This is a genomic window from Cupriavidus gilardii (assembly GCF_013347325.1).
Taxonomy (GTDB): Bacteria; Pseudomonadota; Gammaproteobacteria; order Burkholderiales; family Burkholderiaceae; genus Cupriavidus; species Cupriavidus gilardii.
The window spans coordinates 596228-611785 of record NZ_CP054624.1 but is presented as its reverse complement, the minus strand read 5'-3'; the positions used below and the strand labels follow the sequence as shown (position 1 = coordinate 611785).

General features: G+C 66.9%; 16 protein-coding genes. 11 read left to right on the top strand and 5 right to left on the bottom strand.

The annotated features are described in order from the left end of the window. Positions 1-32 precede the first annotated feature (32 nt). Entirely contained in the window at positions 33-1421 is a 1389-nt protein-coding gene (locus FOB47_RS03010; RefSeq protein ID WP_174779907.1) for an FAD-binding oxidoreductase, read from the bottom strand. A gap of 513 nt (positions 1422-1934) precedes the next feature. Between FOB47_RS03010 and FOB47_RS03005 the strand changes: the two genes are divergently transcribed. The 3 genes from FOB47_RS03005 to FOB47_RS02995 all read left to right on the top strand — a co-directional run bounded on the left by FOB47_RS03005 (position 1935) and on the right by FOB47_RS02995 (position 3862). Then, on the top strand, positions 1935-2357 hold the full coding sequence (locus tag FOB47_RS03005; RefSeq protein WP_244959267.1) for a VOC family protein: 423 nt from the start codon (positions 1935-1937) through the stop codon (positions 2355-2357). Between the two features lie 108 nt (positions 2358-2465). Next, positions 2466-2777: a hypothetical protein gene (locus tag FOB47_RS03000; protein WP_244959266.1), complete on the top strand. Its 312-nt coding sequence runs from the start codon at positions 2466-2468 to the stop codon at positions 2775-2777. Positions 2778-3007: 230 nt separating this feature from the next. Continuing rightward, positions 3008-3862 (top strand): EamA family transporter, encoded by an 855-nt coding sequence (locus FOB47_RS02995; protein WP_174780839.1) that lies wholly within the window; start codon positions 3008-3010, stop codon positions 3860-3862. A gap of 40 nt (positions 3863-3902) precedes the next feature. Here FOB47_RS02995 and FOB47_RS02990 read toward each other — a convergent pair whose 3' ends face one another. From FOB47_RS02990 to FOB47_RS02980, 3 genes are all read right to left on the bottom strand, one after another. After that, the gene (locus tag FOB47_RS02990; RefSeq protein ID WP_174779906.1) at positions 3903-5000 is read right to left on the bottom strand and encodes an NADH:flavin oxidoreductase/NADH oxidase; all 1098 of its coding nucleotides are present in this window, start codon (positions 4998-5000) and stop codon (positions 3903-3905) included. Between the two features lie 90 nt (positions 5001-5090). Continuing rightward, positions 5091-5780, bottom strand: a complete 690-nt coding sequence (locus FOB47_RS02985; RefSeq protein WP_174779905.1) for a type 1 glutamine amidotransferase domain-containing protein — start codon at positions 5778-5780, stop codon at positions 5091-5093. A 129-nt stretch (positions 5781-5909) separates the two neighbouring features. Then, positions 5910-6503, bottom strand: a complete 594-nt coding sequence (locus tag FOB47_RS02980) for a TetR/AcrR family transcriptional regulator (protein WP_053824250.1) — start codon at positions 6501-6503, stop codon at positions 5910-5912. A gap of 247 nt (positions 6504-6750) precedes the next feature. On the opposite strand from FOB47_RS02980, the gene FOB47_RS02975 reads away from it, so the two are divergent. The 3 genes from FOB47_RS02975 (at position 6751) to FOB47_RS02965 (ending at position 8218) form a co-directional block, all read left to right on the top strand. Beyond that, positions 6751-7206, top strand: coding sequence for a DUF6932 family protein (locus FOB47_RS02975; RefSeq protein ID WP_174779904.1), 456 nt, complete (start codon positions 6751-6753; stop codon positions 7204-7206). Next, positions 7203-7445, top strand: coding sequence for a hypothetical protein (locus FOB47_RS02970; protein WP_144425978.1), 243 nt, complete (start codon positions 7203-7205; stop codon positions 7443-7445). Before FOB47_RS02975 ends, FOB47_RS02970 begins: the two co-directional genes overlap by 4 nt. Positions 7446-7558: 113 nt before the next feature. Next, complete coding sequence (locus FOB47_RS02965; RefSeq protein WP_174779903.1) at positions 7559-8218, top strand: DsbA family oxidoreductase; 660 nt, start codon at positions 7559-7561, stop codon at positions 8216-8218. 15 nt (positions 8219-8233) lie between these two features. Here FOB47_RS02965 and FOB47_RS02960 read toward each other — a convergent pair whose 3' ends face one another. Continuing rightward, positions 8234-8854 carry a GNAT family N-acetyltransferase gene (locus tag FOB47_RS02960; RefSeq protein WP_174779902.1) on the bottom strand — a complete coding sequence of 207 codons (621 nt, stop codon included), beginning with the start codon at positions 8852-8854 and terminating at the stop codon, positions 8234-8236. A 61-nt stretch (positions 8855-8915) separates the two neighbouring features. Here FOB47_RS02960 and FOB47_RS02955 point away from each other — a divergent pair, with 61 nt between their 5' ends. From FOB47_RS02955 to FOB47_RS02935, 5 genes are all read left to right on the top strand, one after another. Beyond that, on the top strand, positions 8916-9482 hold the full coding sequence (locus FOB47_RS02955) for a winged helix-turn-helix transcriptional regulator (protein WP_053824254.1): 567 nt from the start codon (positions 8916-8918) through the stop codon (positions 9480-9482). A 295-nt stretch (positions 9483-9777) separates the two neighbouring features. Further along, positions 9778-11130, top strand: a complete 1353-nt coding sequence (locus FOB47_RS02950) for an MFS transporter (protein ID WP_053824255.1) — start codon at positions 9778-9780, stop codon at positions 11128-11130. A 78-nt stretch (positions 11131-11208) separates the two neighbouring features. Then, a complete protein-coding gene (nirB, locus tag FOB47_RS02945; protein ID WP_174779901.1) occupies positions 11209-13815 on the top strand; it encodes a nitrite reductase large subunit NirB in 2607 nt (868 codons plus the stop codon). A gap of 75 nt (positions 13816-13890) precedes the next feature. Further along, positions 13891-14244, top strand: a complete 354-nt coding sequence (gene nirD / locus FOB47_RS02940; protein WP_053824691.1) for a nitrite reductase small subunit NirD — start codon at positions 13891-13893, stop codon at positions 14242-14244. Further along, on the top strand, positions 14241-15470 hold the full coding sequence (locus tag FOB47_RS02935) for an NAD(P)/FAD-dependent oxidoreductase (RefSeq protein WP_174779900.1): 1230 nt from the start codon (positions 14241-14243) through the stop codon (positions 15468-15470). The genes nirD and FOB47_RS02935 overlap by 4 nt, the downstream gene beginning before the upstream one ends. Positions 15471-15558 lie beyond the last annotated feature (88 nt).

Genomic DNA, 15558 nt, shown 5'->3' with positions numbered 1-15558 from the left:
GACACTTCATGCGCGCCGACTTGCGCGACGCCTTATTGCGCCGGACGGATGTTCTGGTTGCCGCGGAACAGATTGTCCGGATCGTATTCGCGCTTGATCTGCGCCAGCCGCGCATAGTTGGCGCCATACGCCGCATCGACCCGCGCCGTTTCGTCCTGCGTCAGGAAATTCACGTAGACGCTGCCCAGCGCGAATGGCGTCAGCGCCTCGAACAGGCCGCGCGTCCACTGGATGCAGCGCTGGTCGTCCTCGGCCTGCTGCCAGCGGCCGTGGATATTCATCACGAAGTTGGCGTCGCGATGCGCATAGGCGGTGGCATCGACCGGCACGCGGCCGACCCGTCCGCCCAGCGCTCCGATGAAGATTTCGCATTCCGGCGATGGCAACGTCGCCAGCCCGTCTTCCAGCACGGCCAGCATGCCGTCGTCGAGCCGCGAGAAATTGTGCGACTTCCAGTAATTGCGCGCGCCCGGCGTCAGCAGCGGATCGAAGGCCTTCTGCCAGGCGGCATAGGGCATCGCCCCCAGATGCTCGCCATAGGGCTGACCGAATTCGCGGATCGGCGCGATGGCGTCGGCACCTTGCGCCGACGGGCCGATATAGCAGCTGGCCAGCACCATCACCGGCTTGCCGTGCACCTCGGCCGGCAGGAAGGGCAGCGGCGGCGCCAGCCGGAACACGGCCCATACCGTGAGCTCGTCCGGGGCGGCGTCCATGAAGTCGCGATAGCGCGGAAACACCTGTGCGGCCTGCTCGAACGGGTACACCACCAGGCCGCCGTAGATCTCGGGGCCGACCGGATGCAGCTCGAACTCGAACTGCGTGACCACGCCGAAGTTGCCGCCGCCGCCCCGGATAGCCCAGAACAGGTCGGGATCGTTGTCGGCATCGACACGGTGGTGCCTTCCATCGGCGGTGATCATGTGCGCGCCGAGCAGGTTGTCCACCGTCGTCCCATATTTGCGGCTGATCCAGCCAAAACCGCCGCCCAACGTCAGCCCCGCAACGCCGGTCGTCGAATTGATGCCCAGCGGCGTCGCCAGCCCGAATGCCTGCGCCTCGTGGTCGAAATCGGCCAGCGTCGCACCGGGCTCGACCCAGGCGACCCGTGCCTGCGGATCGACCACGACCGACCGCATGCCGGATAAATCGAGCACCAGCCCCTCGTCGCAGACCGCCGTGCCGGCAATGTTGTGGCCGCCGCCCCGCACCGCCGCGCGCATGCCATGTGTTGCGGCAAAGCCGATCGCGCTGATCACGTCGGCGGCGCCGGCACAGCGCGCGATCGCTGTCGGCCGGCAATCCACCGTGGCATTCCACACCTTTCTCGCTTCTTCATAACCGGGATCGTCGGCCTGCAACACCGCTCCCCGCATCCCCGACTTCCATTGGTCGATGGTTTCCCTGCTCGCACTGGTCATGGCGCACCTCTCGTCTTGCTCTGGACGCAGCGTCCTCGACAGGCTGTCCGGCCTGGAGGCCGCGCGGTGGCGGGGTGATGGCCATCACGTGGTGTGTGTGCCCGGATCGATCGGTCTGCGACCTGCGAGGGATGAGGGTGGAAGGCGGGATCGGCGGAGGGCGCTGGTGCGGAACATTTAAGGCACGAGGTCGGCAAATGTAAAGCCACGCCGCCGCCCGGACATTGGAGGCAAAGGCAAGCAGGATTTGCCCGTATCGCCACCGCCAAGCGCTAAAATCGCACGGTCGAAAAAGACAGCGGCGGTATCGGTTAGTCCGCCCGCTCCGGCTCCCGGAGTTCTGTCGGCGCCCGCCGACCCGCGACCTTCGCCCGCGTGCGAGCGGGCTGGGTCGCGCGCGTCCACTTCGTCTGCCGCCTCGATCCCTGCCCGCTTGTTGCGGCGATGCCTTTCGTTCGACGCTGGTCCGGCTGCCGCATCGGCATGCCGTTCCGCCCATTCAGCGAGGCCATCATGAAACAGAGCATCTCCGTCGTTACCCTGCCCGTCGCCGATCTCGACCGCGCCAAGGCGTTCTATTGCGGTGGACTGGGCTGGTCGCCGGTATTCGACAACGGCGATATCGCGTTCTTCCAGTTCAACGGCTTTATCGTCGGCCTGTGGAACAAGAGCTCATTCGAAGCGGAAATCCATGGTCCATCGAGCCCGGGCGCGCGCGGCTCGGCGCTCGGCCACAACGTCGAATCGCCCGAGGAAGTGGACCGGTTGATCGCGCAGGCAGTCGCCAGCGGCGCGGCACTGGTGTCGCCGGCGCGCGCCTTGCCGTGGGGCGGTTATTCCGGCTATTTCGCCGACCCGGACGGGCATCTTTGGGAGGTGGCCCACAACCCCGCCTGGCCAATCTCGCCCGAGGGCTACGTCACCTTCGCCAGCTGATCGCAGGTGCGAACGGCGTCGCTGTCGGAATCGGCTGACAGCCGATGCGGCCCGACGCCGGTGTCCTGCCATCGCCGCGCCCGCCTATGCTGGCCACGTTTGGCCCGCATGGGCGGCACGCAACCGGGAGAGGCGATGGACTGGATCGACATGCTGCAATGGCCCGCGATGGCCATCACCGTCGCGGCCACTTGGCTGATCGGTTCGCGAGTCGCCACGCGCCGGAAGATCGGCTTCTGGATCTTCCTGCTGAGCAACGTGCTGTGGGTCGTATGGGGCCTGCACACCAGCGCCTACGCCCTGGTGGTGCTGCAGTTCGCGCTGGCCGCGCTCAATCTGCGCGGGATGCGCAAGGCCAGGCAGATCGAACAGAACGGGGAAACGCAACCGGGGCCGGCGGGGAGCGCGGAGGCGCAGTAGCCGTGGCCCCGAGTGAAATGCCCCGGTAGCGGATCAGCGTCGTTCCGCGCAACCAGACTCCACCCATCCCGCGGTATGCCCCGCACCCCACCTTCCACTACACTTGCGGCTTCCCTATTCCGTGCCGGCATCGTTCCAGCCCTCGGCTCGCCGGCCGAGTTGAACAACAAGAAATCGTGTCCTCCCCATCGTCCCAAGACCGCTCCACCCTGCTCGCCGTGCTCGCCCTGATGGGATCGATGGCATCGCTGTGCGTCGGCACGTCGTTTGCCAAAAGCCTGTTCGATGCGGTTGGCGCGCAGGGCACCACCGCGCTGCGGGTCGGGTTTTCCGCGCTGATCCTGCTGGTGGCGTGGCGGCCGTGGCGGTGGCCGCTGAAGGGGGCGGATGCGCGCGCCATTGCGCTGTACGGCGCGGCGCTGGGCGCGACCAATCTGATGTTCTATATGTCGCTGCGGACGGTGCCGCTTGGACTGGCGATTGCGATCGAATTTACCGGACCGCTGGCCGTGGCCATCGCCTCGTCGCGGCGGGCGATCGATTTCGTCTGGATCGCCTTCGCGGTGGCGGGACTGCTGTTGCTGCTGCCGCTGCGGGAACACACCGACAATCTCGATCCGGTCGGTATCGGCTACGCGCTCGCGGCCGGGGTCGGCTGGGCGCTCTACATCATCTTCGGCCAACGCGCCGGCAATGCGCACGGGGGCCAGGCGACTTCGCTAGGCTTGCTGATGGCGTCGCTGGTGGTATTCCCGTTCGGCCTCGCCCATGCGGGCACGGCGCTGTTCAGCCCGGCGCTGCTGCTGGCCGGGCTGGCCGTGGGCGTGCTGTCCAGCGCGATTCCGTATTCGCTGGAGATGGTCGCGCTCAAGCGATTGCCGCGGCGGACCTTCGGCATCCTGCTCAGCATGGAGCCGGCGATGGGCGCGTTGGCGGGACTGGTGATGCTGCACGAGCAGCTGAGCGCCACGCAGTGGCTGGCGATCGGCTGCATCATCGTCGCGTCGATCGGCTGCACCGCGACGGCCGGTGCGCGCCGCCCGGCTGCCAAGGCGGACGCACGCGGTACCGGCACCGCGGCGTGAGGTCGGCGGAGGCCCTGCGGCGGCCGGGCCTCCGTCACGCTCAGGCGACCTTGTAGCGCTCGAGCCAGTGCGCGTACGGCGCGGGCAGGGTCCACGCGGCGCGCTCGACACCGAGCACCTTGGCCGCGTGGTACGGCCAGTGCGGATCGGCCAGATGGGCACGACCAACCATCACCAGATCCAGCTGCTGCTGGGCGACGACGCGTTCGGCGAGCTGCGGCGTATCGATGCCCCAGGCCGACGCCACCGGCAGGCCGGTCTCGCGCCGCACCCGCTCGGCCACCGGCGCAAGGAATGCCGGCCCCCATGGAATGTTGGCCTCCGGCGTCGAGAAGCCGACGCTGACGCTGAGCATGTCCAGCCCTTCCTGCTTGAGCCGCTGCGTCAGCGCGATCGCTTCGCTCAACGTTTCCTCGTCGCGGCCGTCGTATTCGATCACGCCAAAACGCGCGGTCAACGGCAGGCGCTCGGGCCAGACCTTGCGCACCGCCGCCAGCGTCTCGACCAGGAAGCGGCCGCGGTTCTCGGCGGAGCCGCCGTACGCGTCATCGCGCTGGTTGGAGTGCGGCGAGAAGAAGCTCTGCGCCAGATAGCCATGCGCGAAATGCAACTCCAGCCATTCGAAGCCGAGGTCGCGTGCCCGTTCGGCCGCTGCGACAAAATCGGCGCGGACACGAGCGATATCGTCGAGCGTCATCGCGCGCGGCACCTTCGGCAGGCCGGCCCCGAAGGCAACGGCCGACGGCGCGATGGTCTGCCAGCCGCGCGGATCCCCCTCGGGAATGTGATCATCGCCTTCCCAGGGCCGGTTGGCGCTGGCCTTGCGTCCCGCATGGCCGATCTGGATGCCGGGCACCGCACCGGCGGCCTTGATCGCGCCCACGACCGGAGCCAGGGCTTCTGCCTGCCTGTCGTTCCACAGGCCGGCGCATCCCGGCGTAATACGGCCTTCCGGCGAAACGGCGGTCGCCTCGGCGATCACCAGACCCGCGCCGCCGCGCGCGATGCCGGCCAGGTGCACCTTGTGCCAGTCGTTGATGACGCCATCCTCGGCGACGTACTGGCACATCGGCGGCACCGCGATCCGGTTGCGCAGCGTGACATCTTTCAGTTGGAACGGTTGGAACAGCGCGGACATCTATCGTTTTCCTTCAGTGAGATCGAAACAGCAGCGGGTAAGGCAAAACAGCAAATTGCCAGATTGGCAAATGGGGAAAAGGCGGCCGGCTCAACGGCCTCGTACCGCCACGGCGTCCAGCAACGCATGCGCGACGGCCTCCGACGAGGCCGGATTCTGGCCGGTGATCAGCAGGCCGTCGGTGACGGCATGCGGCTGCCAGTCGGCGGCCCTCTCGTAGCGGCCGCCATTGGCCTTCAGCACGTCCTCGACCAGGAAGGGCACCACATCGGTCAGGCCGACCGCCGCTTCCTCGGTATTCGAAAAGCCCGTCACCGACTTGCCGTGGACCAGCGGATTGCCGTCAGGCCCCTTGACATGGCGGAGGACGCCCGGCGCATGGCACACCGCCGCGACCGGCTTGCCGGCGGCGATGGCGCGTTCGATCAGCGCGATCGAATGGCGGTCTTCGGCGAGATCCCACAGCGGGCCGTGGCCGCCCGGGTAAAACACCGCATCGAAATCGTCGATCGACACGTCGGCCAGCTTGCGCGTCGAGGACAGCGCGGCCCGGGCCTCGGCATCGGCCTCGAAACGCCGGGTGGCGTGGGTCTGCGAGGCCGGGTCGCTGCTCTTCGGATCCAGCGGCGGCTGTCCGCCCTGCGGCGATGCCAGCGTGATATCGACGCCCTGATCACGGAACACGTAGTACGGCGCCGCCAGCTCTTCCAGCCAGAAGCCGGTCTTCTGGCCGGTGTCGCCAAGACGGTCATGCGAAGTCAGTACGATCAGCAGTTTCATGATGCGAATCCTTGTCGGTTCAGTCGGACGAAGACCGGAATTAGACCGGTCGTCTAGTGACGAAGTCAAAAAAAGCGACGCGCCTTCCGCGTCGCCACCGGCGGCTTCTTTTCCGCCGGCCCTGCTTTGCTACGACAGCTTCAACAATTGCCGTGTCGCGGCCATCGCCAGCGCAAACGGCTTGCCGTCCTGCCGGAATTTCCCCAACAGCGTGGCGCCGAGCCATAACTGGTACAGCGTGGTCGCCAGCTCATACGGGTCGTCGATTCCGCGCAGCGAGCCATCGCGCAAACCCGCTTCGATACAGGCCGCCAGCCGCTGCACGATCTGGCCGGTGCCGCGCTCCAGCACGCCGCGCATCGCCTGCGACAGGTCGCACACCTCGGCGCCCAGCTTCACCGCCAGGCATTTGCCCTCCGGATCCTCTGCATTCTGCGCGTTCTGCCACTCGGTCCAGTAGCGCAAAAGCCGCTGGCCATGACTGCCCTCGCCGCGCACCAGCATTTGCTCGAGATGCGCCAGATAGTCGGCGAAATACGATTCGAGCAACGCCTCGCCAAACGCTTCCTTCGAGCCGAAATAGTGATAGAACGACCCCTTCGGCACCCCGGCGGCCTGCAGGATCTCGTTCAGCCCTACCGCCGAAAAACCCTTGCGGAGCATGATCGGCTTGGCCGTGTCGAGAATGTGCTGGCGGACGTCAGCGGTGGTGGAGGGTGGCATGGGATCGAATGATAGCAGAATTAGACCGGTCGTCTAGTAGGGCGATGGACCCGGACAGCGTAAGGACCGGTAGTTCTGCGAATCGGCATTCTTGTTCGTTTTTGTCCCGATGCGCCGCACTGGCTGTATGGATGCACAGTATATTCGTGACCTCCTTTCTGTATGAAAGGGTCGCAAATGGCTCCGTCTGGACAAATCGTGCCCCACTGCGCGAACTGCCAGGCACTCGCTAGTGAGGGAACAAGCCTTGCCCAAGCAGGACTATCCGTCTTTGTGGCCTCCCGGGCGTCACAGGATTACGCTTCCGGACTTTCGCGCCGTCGCGGTGGAACGGTTTCCGCGCGATGGGCGGCGGCGAGAGTTGTACCTTCGTCTGGAAGCCTGGATAAAGAGGCTTCAGTCCCTTGGTGTCAAGGCAACACTCTGGCTCGACGGCTCGTTCGCCACGGAAAAACCCGGCCCGCGCGACATCGATTGCATCCTTTGGAATCCCCGAGTGGAGGGCGAGATGACACAGGCTACAAAAGAACTCCTTGGACCGCTAATCGACAAGGACCACGTAGACAGTGAGTTTGGGCTGGATTTTTTTATGGAGGGACCCTGGAGCGGCGACCGCTTCCAGAGAGAGGCTTACTGGTCTGGCGTGTTTGGTTTTTGCCACGACCGGATTACAGCGAAAGGATTCGTGGAGATCGCATTGTGAGCGCCGAATTTCTCGAACAGCATGTAAAGGCCTTGATTGCGTTTGCCAGGGAAACAGAGGAACAACTAGCGAAGGATCCTCATGACTTCTGGTGTGCTGCAGCGCTAAAAGTACAGTACCAAGCCATCGCCAAAGCTTGGCACGAGCTTGCCGTTGCACGAGCAGCACAGACGCGGCAACCATGCGAATTGCGCTTGATTGCGCCTCCCACGAAGGCCCAGGGTTGGAGCAGCACCTGAATCGCTCCATGCAAGCCGTTCCTGCGGGGTTCGGATATTCGCGCTACCCTGTCGCGCTCGAATTGAAGATTCCGACCGTTGTTCGGATCCACTCCTCTGTCAGGAACCCCCACATGCCCCAGTCCCTGAAAATCGACTTCGTCTCCGACATCGCCTGTCCGTGGTGTGCGGTCGGCCTGTCCTCGCTGCAGTTGGCGCTGTCCCGGCTTGGCGATCAGGTCGATGCCGAGGTGGTGCTGCACCCTTTCGAACTGAACCCGGACATGGGGCCCGGCGGTGAGGCCATCGTCGATTATCTCGGCAAGAAATACGGCCGCACGCCGGCGCAGATTGCGGAGACGCAGGCAATGATCCGGGAGCGCGGCGCCGACGTCGGCTTCTCGTTCGGTCCGCGCGAGCGCGTCTACAACACCTTCGACGCGCATCGCCTGCTGCATTGGGCCCGCCTGGAAGGCAGGCAATTACCGCTGAAGCTGGCGCTGCTGCGGGCCTATCACGGCGAGGGCAAGGATCCGAGCGACCATGGCGTGCTGGTCGAGGCGGCGCAATCCGCGGGCCTCGATGGTGCCGCGGCGCGCCGCGTGCTCGAGAACGGCGACTATGCCGACGAGGTCCGCGCCGAGGAGCGGGAATACCAGTCGATGGGCATCCAGTCGGTGCCGTCGATCATTTTCAACGATCGCTACCTGGTCACCGGCGGCCAGCCGGCGGAAGCGTTCGAACAGGCGATCCGGCAGATCCTCGCCGAAAGCGCCGAAGGCGCTGAACGCTGAACGCGCCGCCGCGGCTCAGCGCATTGCAAACCAATCCTCCGGCAGCCACTCGGTGGCCTGCCGGGCCGGGGAGCTCAGTGTCAGCGTGGCCTCGTGCAGCAACGCATCGCCCGGATGCAGCCGCACCGAGAAGCCGTGCTCGCGCAGGATCGCCAGCATGCGGCGGTTCTCGCTCAATACCTCGCCACGCAAGACACGCAGACGTTGCGTGCGGGCGCCCTGCACCAGCGCCTGCACCAATCGGCGGCCGATACCGCGCCCCTGCCAGCGGTCGGTGACGACCAGGGCCAGTTCGCCGACGCCCCCTTCCCCCACCGCGTATTCCCCATTGGCGACGATGATCTCCTCGCCATCGCCATCGCCGCGGGCGGTCAGCACAAGCGCGGAACGGCTGCGGACGAACTGCCTGACCAGATCGTCGGACACCAGCCCACCGGTCAGGAAACGGTAGTAGCGGCTCTCGCGCGACAGGCCGTCGACAAAGGCCCGCTGGCGGACAAAGTCGTCGAGACGTACGGCCCGCGCCGTCAACGTCTGTCCACCGTTGACGGTCCAGGTCTGCGGAAAGTCGCCGAAGGCCAGGGGCTTGGCAAACAGGAAGGGAGCGATCTCGGCGGCACGCAAGACGGCGGGCATGGCTGGCATCTTGACTTCATTTATCGTAGCCAGAGTATAGGCGAGATCCTGACTTTTGCAAATGAAGTCAGCCTGCTATGCTGCGATCATGGAACCGACCTCCGAAGACCTCCGTCATTGTTCGATCGCCGGCACGCTCGCCCTGATCGGCGAGAAATGGTCGATGCTGATCCTTCGCGACGTGCTGAGCGGCGTCAGCCGCTTTGACGACTTCCTGTCCCGGCTCCAATGCTCCCCGGCCGTGCTGTCCGCCCGGCTCAAGACGCTGACCGAGGCGGGCCTGCTGCGTCGGGTCAGCTACCGTGAGCCGGGCGCGCGCGAGCGCTTCGCTTACCGGCCCACGCGGGCCGCCGTCGAGCTGCTGCCCGTGCTGATCGGGTTGATGCAGTGGGGCGATCGCCATCTGCGGGACGGCTGCGGCCTGGTGGAGGTTCGCTCGGCCACCAGCGGGCTGAAGGTCCACGCCGCATTGATCGACGAAGCCGGCAATGAAGTGCCCCTGAACGACTTGAAGACCGTGCGCTCGCGTCATGCGATGCCGGCCCGGGCAGACCACTCGGACGCGTCGCCCTCCGCCGCTCAAGCGGACGCCACACCCGACGCGCCGGATCTCGCCAGCGCCGGCTGACCCCGCGCACCGCCGCCGCGCATTGCGGCGCACCATCGTCGTGCCGCCCCGCCCCAACAGCGCGCATCGCGTGACCTTCGCCGCGCTGCGGCAGCGCTGTATCCGCATCGAACAGCACAAAACGCGCTGGCATGCCGCTTGCTGAATTGTGACGCGAGCGGACCAACGGCGGCCCGCTCCAGACACACAGCGCGCCGGCGGTCTTCACCGCCGGCGTCAGGACAACGGCGTCCCCTGAATCGATCGCATTGACCGCATCGGCTCTCGGGACGCCTTTTGTTTTCTTGGAGCCAGCATGGCAGCGACCCTCAGCCCGGATGCAAGCCTGAATTCCAGCGCGCAAAGCAAAGCGACCCGCATCGCGCTGTTCTCCTTCCGCACGCCGCAGATGCGGGCCTTTCATATGACGTGGATGGCGTTCTTCGTCTGCTTCTTCGCCTGGTTCGCCTGCGCACCGCTGATGCCGATGCTGCGCGGCGAATTCGGCCTGACGCCCGATCAGGTCGCGAACATCAATATCGCGGCCGTCGCCGTGACGATCCTGGTGCGATTGATCATCGGCCCGCTGTGCGACCGGTACGGACCGCGCAAGGCATATACCGGTCTGCTGGTGCTCGGCTCGATTCCGGTACTGGGCGTGGCGATGGCGCAGACCTACGAGGCCTTCCTGTTCTTCCGGCTGCTGATCGGCGCGATCGGCGCGAGCTTCGTGATCACGCAGTACCACACCTCGGTGATGTTCGCGCCCAACGTGGTCGGCACCGCCAATGCTGCGTCTGCCGGCTGGGGCAATGCCGGCGGCGGCGCCGCGCAGGGCCTGATGCCGCTGCTGCTGGCCGGCGTGCTGATGCTCGGCGTCAGCGAGACGATGGGCTGGCGCGTGGCGCTGCTGGTGCCGGGCATTGCCATGCTGCTGATGGCCGCGCTGTACTGGCGCTTCACGCAGGACTGCCCGCAGGGCAACTACGCCGAGCTGCGCGCGCAGGGCATCGCCATCGACGGCGGCAAGAAGGGCGGCTGGGCCAGCTTCGTCGCCGCCAGCGCCAACTATCGCGTGTGGCTGCTGTTCGTGACCTACGGCGCCTGCTTCGGCGTCGAGATCTTCATCCACAACGTCGCGGCAATGTACTTCGTCGACCGCTTCGAGCTGTCGCTGAAGGCCGCGGGACTGGCCGCCGCCAGCTTCGGCCTGCTGGCGCTGTTCGCCCGCGCGCTGGGCGGCTGGGCCTCGGACAGGGTCGCGCGCACGCACGGCCTGAGCGCCCGCACCACGCTGCTGTTCGTGCTGATGCTCGGCGAGGGCCTGGGCCTGCTGTGGTTCTCGCAATCGAGTTCAGTCGTGCTGGCGGTGATCGCGATGCTGGCCTTCGGCCTGTTCACTCACATGGCCTGCGGCGCGACCTATGCGCTGGTGCCGTTCATCGACCGCAAGGCGCTGGGCGGCGTGTCCGGAATCATCGGCGCGGGCGGCAACGTCGGCGCGGTCGCCGCCGGCCTGCTGATGAAGGGGCTGGGCAGCCTGCAGCAGACCCTGATGGTGCTCGGTGTGCTGGTCGTGCTGTCGGCGCTGTGCGCGGTGGCGGTGCGCTTCTCGGCCGAGCACAAGGCCCGCGAGCAGGCACTGCTCGAGAACGCGCTCGCCAGCTAGCCGATACCGCCCGCCCTACTCCCGACAAGAACGCACCACGAGAAGCCCACGCAGGCGCCCACGAACAAGGAACGCATCATGAAGCTCGTCATCATCGGCCACGGCATGGTCGGCCACAAACTGCTCGAATGCCTGGCGCAGGCGCGCGACGAAGGCGGCGCCAACCTGCAGGTCACCGTGCTGTGCGAGGAACCGCGCCCGGCCTATGACCGCGTTCACCTGTCCGAATTCTTCGCGGGCAAGAGCGCCGACGACCTGTCGCTGGTCGAGCCGGGCTTTTTCGACGAGACCGGTTTCGCGCTGCGGCTGAACGCGCGCGCCACCGCGATCGACCGCGCCGCGCGCACGGTTACCGTGTCGACCGGCGAGACGCTGCACTACGACAAGCTGGTGCTGGCGACCGGTTCCTACCCGTTCGTGCCGCCGGTGCCGGGCCGCGATCGCGCCGACTGCTTCGTCTACCGCACCATCGAAGATCTGGAAGCGATGCGCGAATGCGGCGCGCGCTCGCGCACCGGCGTGGTGGTCGGCGGCGGCCTGCTGGGCCTGGAATGTGCCAAGGCGCTGCGCGACATGGGCCTGCAAGCCCATGTGGTCGAATTCGCGCCGCGGCTGATGGCGGTGCAGGTCGACGATGCCGGCGGCCAGATGCTGCGGCGGAAGATCGCGGCGCTGGGCGTCACCGCGCATACCGGCAAGAACACCGTCGAGATCGTCGACGGCGAGGACGGCACGCACCGGATGCGCTTTGCCGACGGCACGCACCTGGACACCGACATGATCGTGTTCTCGGCCGGCATCCGCCCGCGCGACGAACTGGCGCGCGCCGCTGGCCTGGCGATCGGCGAGCGCGGCGGCATCGTGATCGACGACCAGTGCCGTACCTCGGACCCGGACATCTTCGCGATCGGCGAATGCGCGCTGTGGCAAGGCAAGATCTTCGGCCTGGTCGCGCCCGGGTACGACATGGCACGCGTGACCGCGAGCCAGTTGCTCGGCGACGAGGCCGCCTTCACCGGCGCCGACATGAGCACCAAGCTCAAGCTGATGGGCGTGGACGTGGCGAGCCTCGGCGACCCGCACGGCCACACTCCCGGCGCGCGCGTCTACCAGTTCGCCGACGAGCGCAAGGAGGTCTACAAGAAGCTGGTGGTCTCCGAGTGCGGCACCTATCTGCTCGGCGGTGTGCTGGTCGGCGACGCGGCGGAATACGGCACGCTGCTGCAGATGATGCTGAACCGGATGCCGCTGCCGGAATCCCCGGAATTCCTGATCCTGCCGTCGTCCGACGGCAAGGCGAGGCCCGGCCTCGGCGTCGATGCGCTGCCCGACGGCGCGCAGATCTGCTCGTGCAACAACGTCTCCAAGGCCGAGATCTGCGCCGCGGTCGGCGGCGGCGCCACCAGCATCGGCGCGCTGAAGTCCTGCACCAAGGCCGGCACTGCCTGCGGCGGATGCGTGCCGCTGGTCACGCAGCTGATGAAGGCTGAGATGAAGAAGCAGGGCCTGGCGGTCAACAACCACCTGTGCGAGCACTTCGCCTACTCGCGCCAGGAGCTGTACCACCTGGTCCGAGTCGGCGGCTTCCGTACCTTCGACGCGCTGCTGGCCGCGCACGGCAAGGGCCACGGCTGCGATATCTGCAAGCCGACCGTCGCCAGCATCCTGGCCTCGTGCTGGAACGAATTCGTGCTCAAGCCCGAGCACGCCAGCCTGCAGGATTCGAACGACTACTTCCTGGCCAATATCCAGAAGGACGGCACCTATTCGGTGGTGCCGCGCATGCCCGGCGGCGAGGTCACGCCCGACGGGCTGATCGCGGTGGGCCGGGTGGCGAAGAAATACGGCCTCTACACCAAGATCACCGGCGGCCAGCGCGTGGACCTGTTCGGCGCGCGGGTCGAACAGCTGCCGCTGATCTGGGAAGAGCTGATCGCCGCCGGCTTCGAATCGGGCCACGCCTACGGCAAGTCGCTGCGCACGGTGAAGTCCTGCGTCGGCTCGACCTGGTGCCGCTATGGCGTCGGCGATTCGGTCGGCCTGGCGATCGAGCTGGAGAATCGCTACAAGGGTCTGCGCGCGCCGCACAAGATCAAGTTCGGCGTGTCGGGCTGCACGCGCGAATGCGCGGAGGCCCAGGGCAAGGACATCGGCGTGATCGCCACCGACAAGGGCTGGAACCTGTATGTCTGCGGCAATGGCGGCATGAAGCCGCGCCATGCCGAGCTGCTGGCCAGCGATCTGGATCGCGACACGCTGGTCCGCTACATCGACCGCGTGCTGATGTTCTACGTGCGCACCGCCGACCGCCTGCAGCGCACCAGCGTCTGGCGCGACAACCTCGAAGGCGGCCTCGACTACCTGAAGGCCGTGGTCATCGACGACAGCCTCGGCATCGCGGCCGAACTCGAGGCCCAGATGCAGCTGGTGGTCGATACCTATCAATGCGAATGGAAGAAGGCCGTCACCGATCCGCAGACGCGCCAGCGCTTCCACCATTTCGTCAACAGCGAGCGAGGGGACGAGCATGTCGTGTTCGTGCAGGAGCGCGGCCAGATCCGGCCGGCCACACCGGAGGAACGGAACTTGCAACGCGTGGCCGGCGGCGGCGTGCCGGCGCAGCGCCCGGTGGCGGTGCCGCTGGTCCGCATGGATCGGGTCGCCGAGGCGGACCCGGTAGCGTAACCGGACCCATTCGCCATCCGAACGACATCAGCCGCCACTTCAGCCGCCATGCCCTACGCAGCCGAGGAAATCATCATGAGCCAGCTTGCCACGCACGCTTCATCCGAACAGTGGACCGCGGTCTGCGCGCTCCGCGACATCGTGCCGAACACCGGCGTCTGCGCGCTGGTCGGGCATCGTCAGATCGCGGTGTTCCGCGTCGGCCCGGACAACCAGGTCTTCGCGATCGACAACTACGATCCGAACGCCGATGCGGCGGTGCTCTCGCGCGGTCTGGTGGGCAACCTCGGCGACCGGCTCGTGGTTGCCTCGCCGATCTACAAGCAGCATTTCGACCTGCGCACCGGGGAATGCCTGGAGGCGCCGGAGCATTCGGTGCCGGCCTATCCGGCGCGCGTCTACGACGGCAAGGTATGGGTGGCGGCATGAACCGCACCGGCAAGCCCCGCCTGGTGGTGGTCGGCAACGGCATGGCCGGCATGCGCACCGTCGAAGAGCTGCTCGCGCTCGCGCCCGACCTGTACGACATCACCGTATTCGGCGCCGAGCCGCATGGCAACTACAACCGCATCCTGCTGTCGCCGGTGCTGGCCGGGGAGAAGACGGTCGACGACATCATGCTGCATCCGCGCGAGTGGTATGCGCGCCATGGCATCACGCTGCTGGCCGGCGATCCGGTGGTGGCAATCGATCGCGCGCGCCGCCTGGTACGTTCGCAGTCCGGCAAGGAGGTCCGCTACGACCGGCTGCTGCTGGCCACGGGCTCGCGGCCCTTCATCGTCCCGGTCCCCGGACACGAACTCGGCGGCGTGATCGCGTTCCGCGACATCCAGGATGTCGAAACGATGCTGGCCGCGGCGCGCGCGCATCGCCATGCCGTGGTGATCGGCGGCGGGCTGCTCGGGCTGGAGGCCGCCAACGGCCTGTTGCGCCGGGGCATGGACGTCACCGTGCTGCATCTGGGCGACGCGCTGATGGATCGCCAGCTGGACGCCAACGCCGCCGCCCTGCTCAAGCGCACGCTGGAACGGCGCGGCCTGCGTATCCTGCTCGGCGCCAATACCAGCGAGATTCTCGGCGAGACGCGGGTTACCGGCGTGCGCCTGGCAGACGGCACGCAGATCCCGGCCGATCTCGTCGTGATGGCCGCCGGCGTGCGCCCGAACGCCGAACTGGCCCGCGCCGCCGGCCTGCATTGCGAGCGCGCGATCGTCGTCGACGACACGCTGCAGACCTACGATCCGCGCATCTATGCCGTCGGCGAATGCGTGCAGCACCGCCAGGCCACCTTCGGACTGGTCGCACCGATCTGGGATCAGGCGCGCGTCTGCGCGGCGCATCTGGCCGGCGCCGGGCACCGGCGCTATGTCCAGCAGGCCACCGCCACGCGGCTGAAGGTCAGCGGCGTCGAGCTGTACTCGGCCGGCGATATCGTCGGCGGCGAGGACAGCGAGGACCTGGTGCTGCGTGATCCGCGCCGCGGCGTCTACAAGCGCCTGGTGCTGCAACAGGGCCGCCTGGCCGGCGCGGTGCTGTATGGCGACGTGCAGGACGGTCCCTGGTATTTCGAGTTGATCCAGAACGGCACGCCGATCGGCGCGATCCGCAATCGGCTGCTGTTCGGCAAGGCGCAGTGCGAGGCGGTGGCCGCGTGACGACATGGTGGGCGATACCGTCGTCGTCCCCGCGTGCGCGGGGACGAATGTGACATCACGGCGCCAACATGGAATCCAGTAGCAAGGG

Coding starts and splice junctions, on each gene's coding strand:
- FOB47_RS03010 (WP_174779907.1), bottom strand. CDS start 1,421: ATGACCAGTGCGAGCAGGGAAACCATCGACCAATGGAAGTCGGGGATG.
- FOB47_RS03005 (WP_244959267.1), top strand. CDS start 1,935: ATGAAACAGAGCATCTCCGTCGTTACCCTGCCCGTCGCCGATCTCGAC.
- FOB47_RS03000 (WP_244959266.1), top strand. CDS start 2,466: ATGGGCGGCACGCAACCGGGAGAGGCGATGGACTGGATCGACATGCTG.
- FOB47_RS02995 (WP_174780839.1), top strand. CDS start 3,008: ATGGGATCGATGGCATCGCTGTGCGTCGGCACGTCGTTTGCCAAAAGC.
- FOB47_RS02990 (WP_174779906.1), bottom strand. CDS start 5,000: ATGTCCGCGCTGTTCCAACCGTTCCAACTGAAAGATGTCACGCTGCGC.
- FOB47_RS02985 (WP_174779905.1), bottom strand. CDS start 5,780: ATGAAACTGCTGATCGTACTGACTTCGCATGACCGTCTTGGCGACACC.
- FOB47_RS02980 (WP_053824250.1), bottom strand. CDS start 6,503: ATGCCACCCTCCACCACCGCTGACGTCCGCCAGCACATTCTCGACACG.
- FOB47_RS02965 (WP_174779903.1), top strand. CDS start 7,559: ATGCCCCAGTCCCTGAAAATCGACTTCGTCTCCGACATCGCCTGTCCG.
- FOB47_RS02960 (WP_174779902.1), bottom strand. CDS start 8,854: ATGCCCGCCGTCTTGCGTGCCGCCGAGATCGCTCCCTTCCTGTTTGCC.
- FOB47_RS02955 (WP_053824254.1), top strand. CDS start 8,916: ATGAAGTCAGCCTGCTATGCTGCGATCATGGAACCGACCTCCGAAGAC.
- FOB47_RS02950 (WP_053824255.1), top strand. CDS start 9,778: ATGGCAGCGACCCTCAGCCCGGATGCAAGCCTGAATTCCAGCGCGCAA.
- nirB (WP_174779901.1), top strand. CDS start 11,209: ATGAAGCTCGTCATCATCGGCCACGGCATGGTCGGCCACAAACTGCTC.
- nirD (WP_053824691.1), top strand. CDS start 13,891: ATGAGCCAGCTTGCCACGCACGCTTCATCCGAACAGTGGACCGCGGTC.
- FOB47_RS02935 (WP_174779900.1), top strand. CDS start 14,241: ATGAACCGCACCGGCAAGCCCCGCCTGGTGGTGGTCGGCAACGGCATG.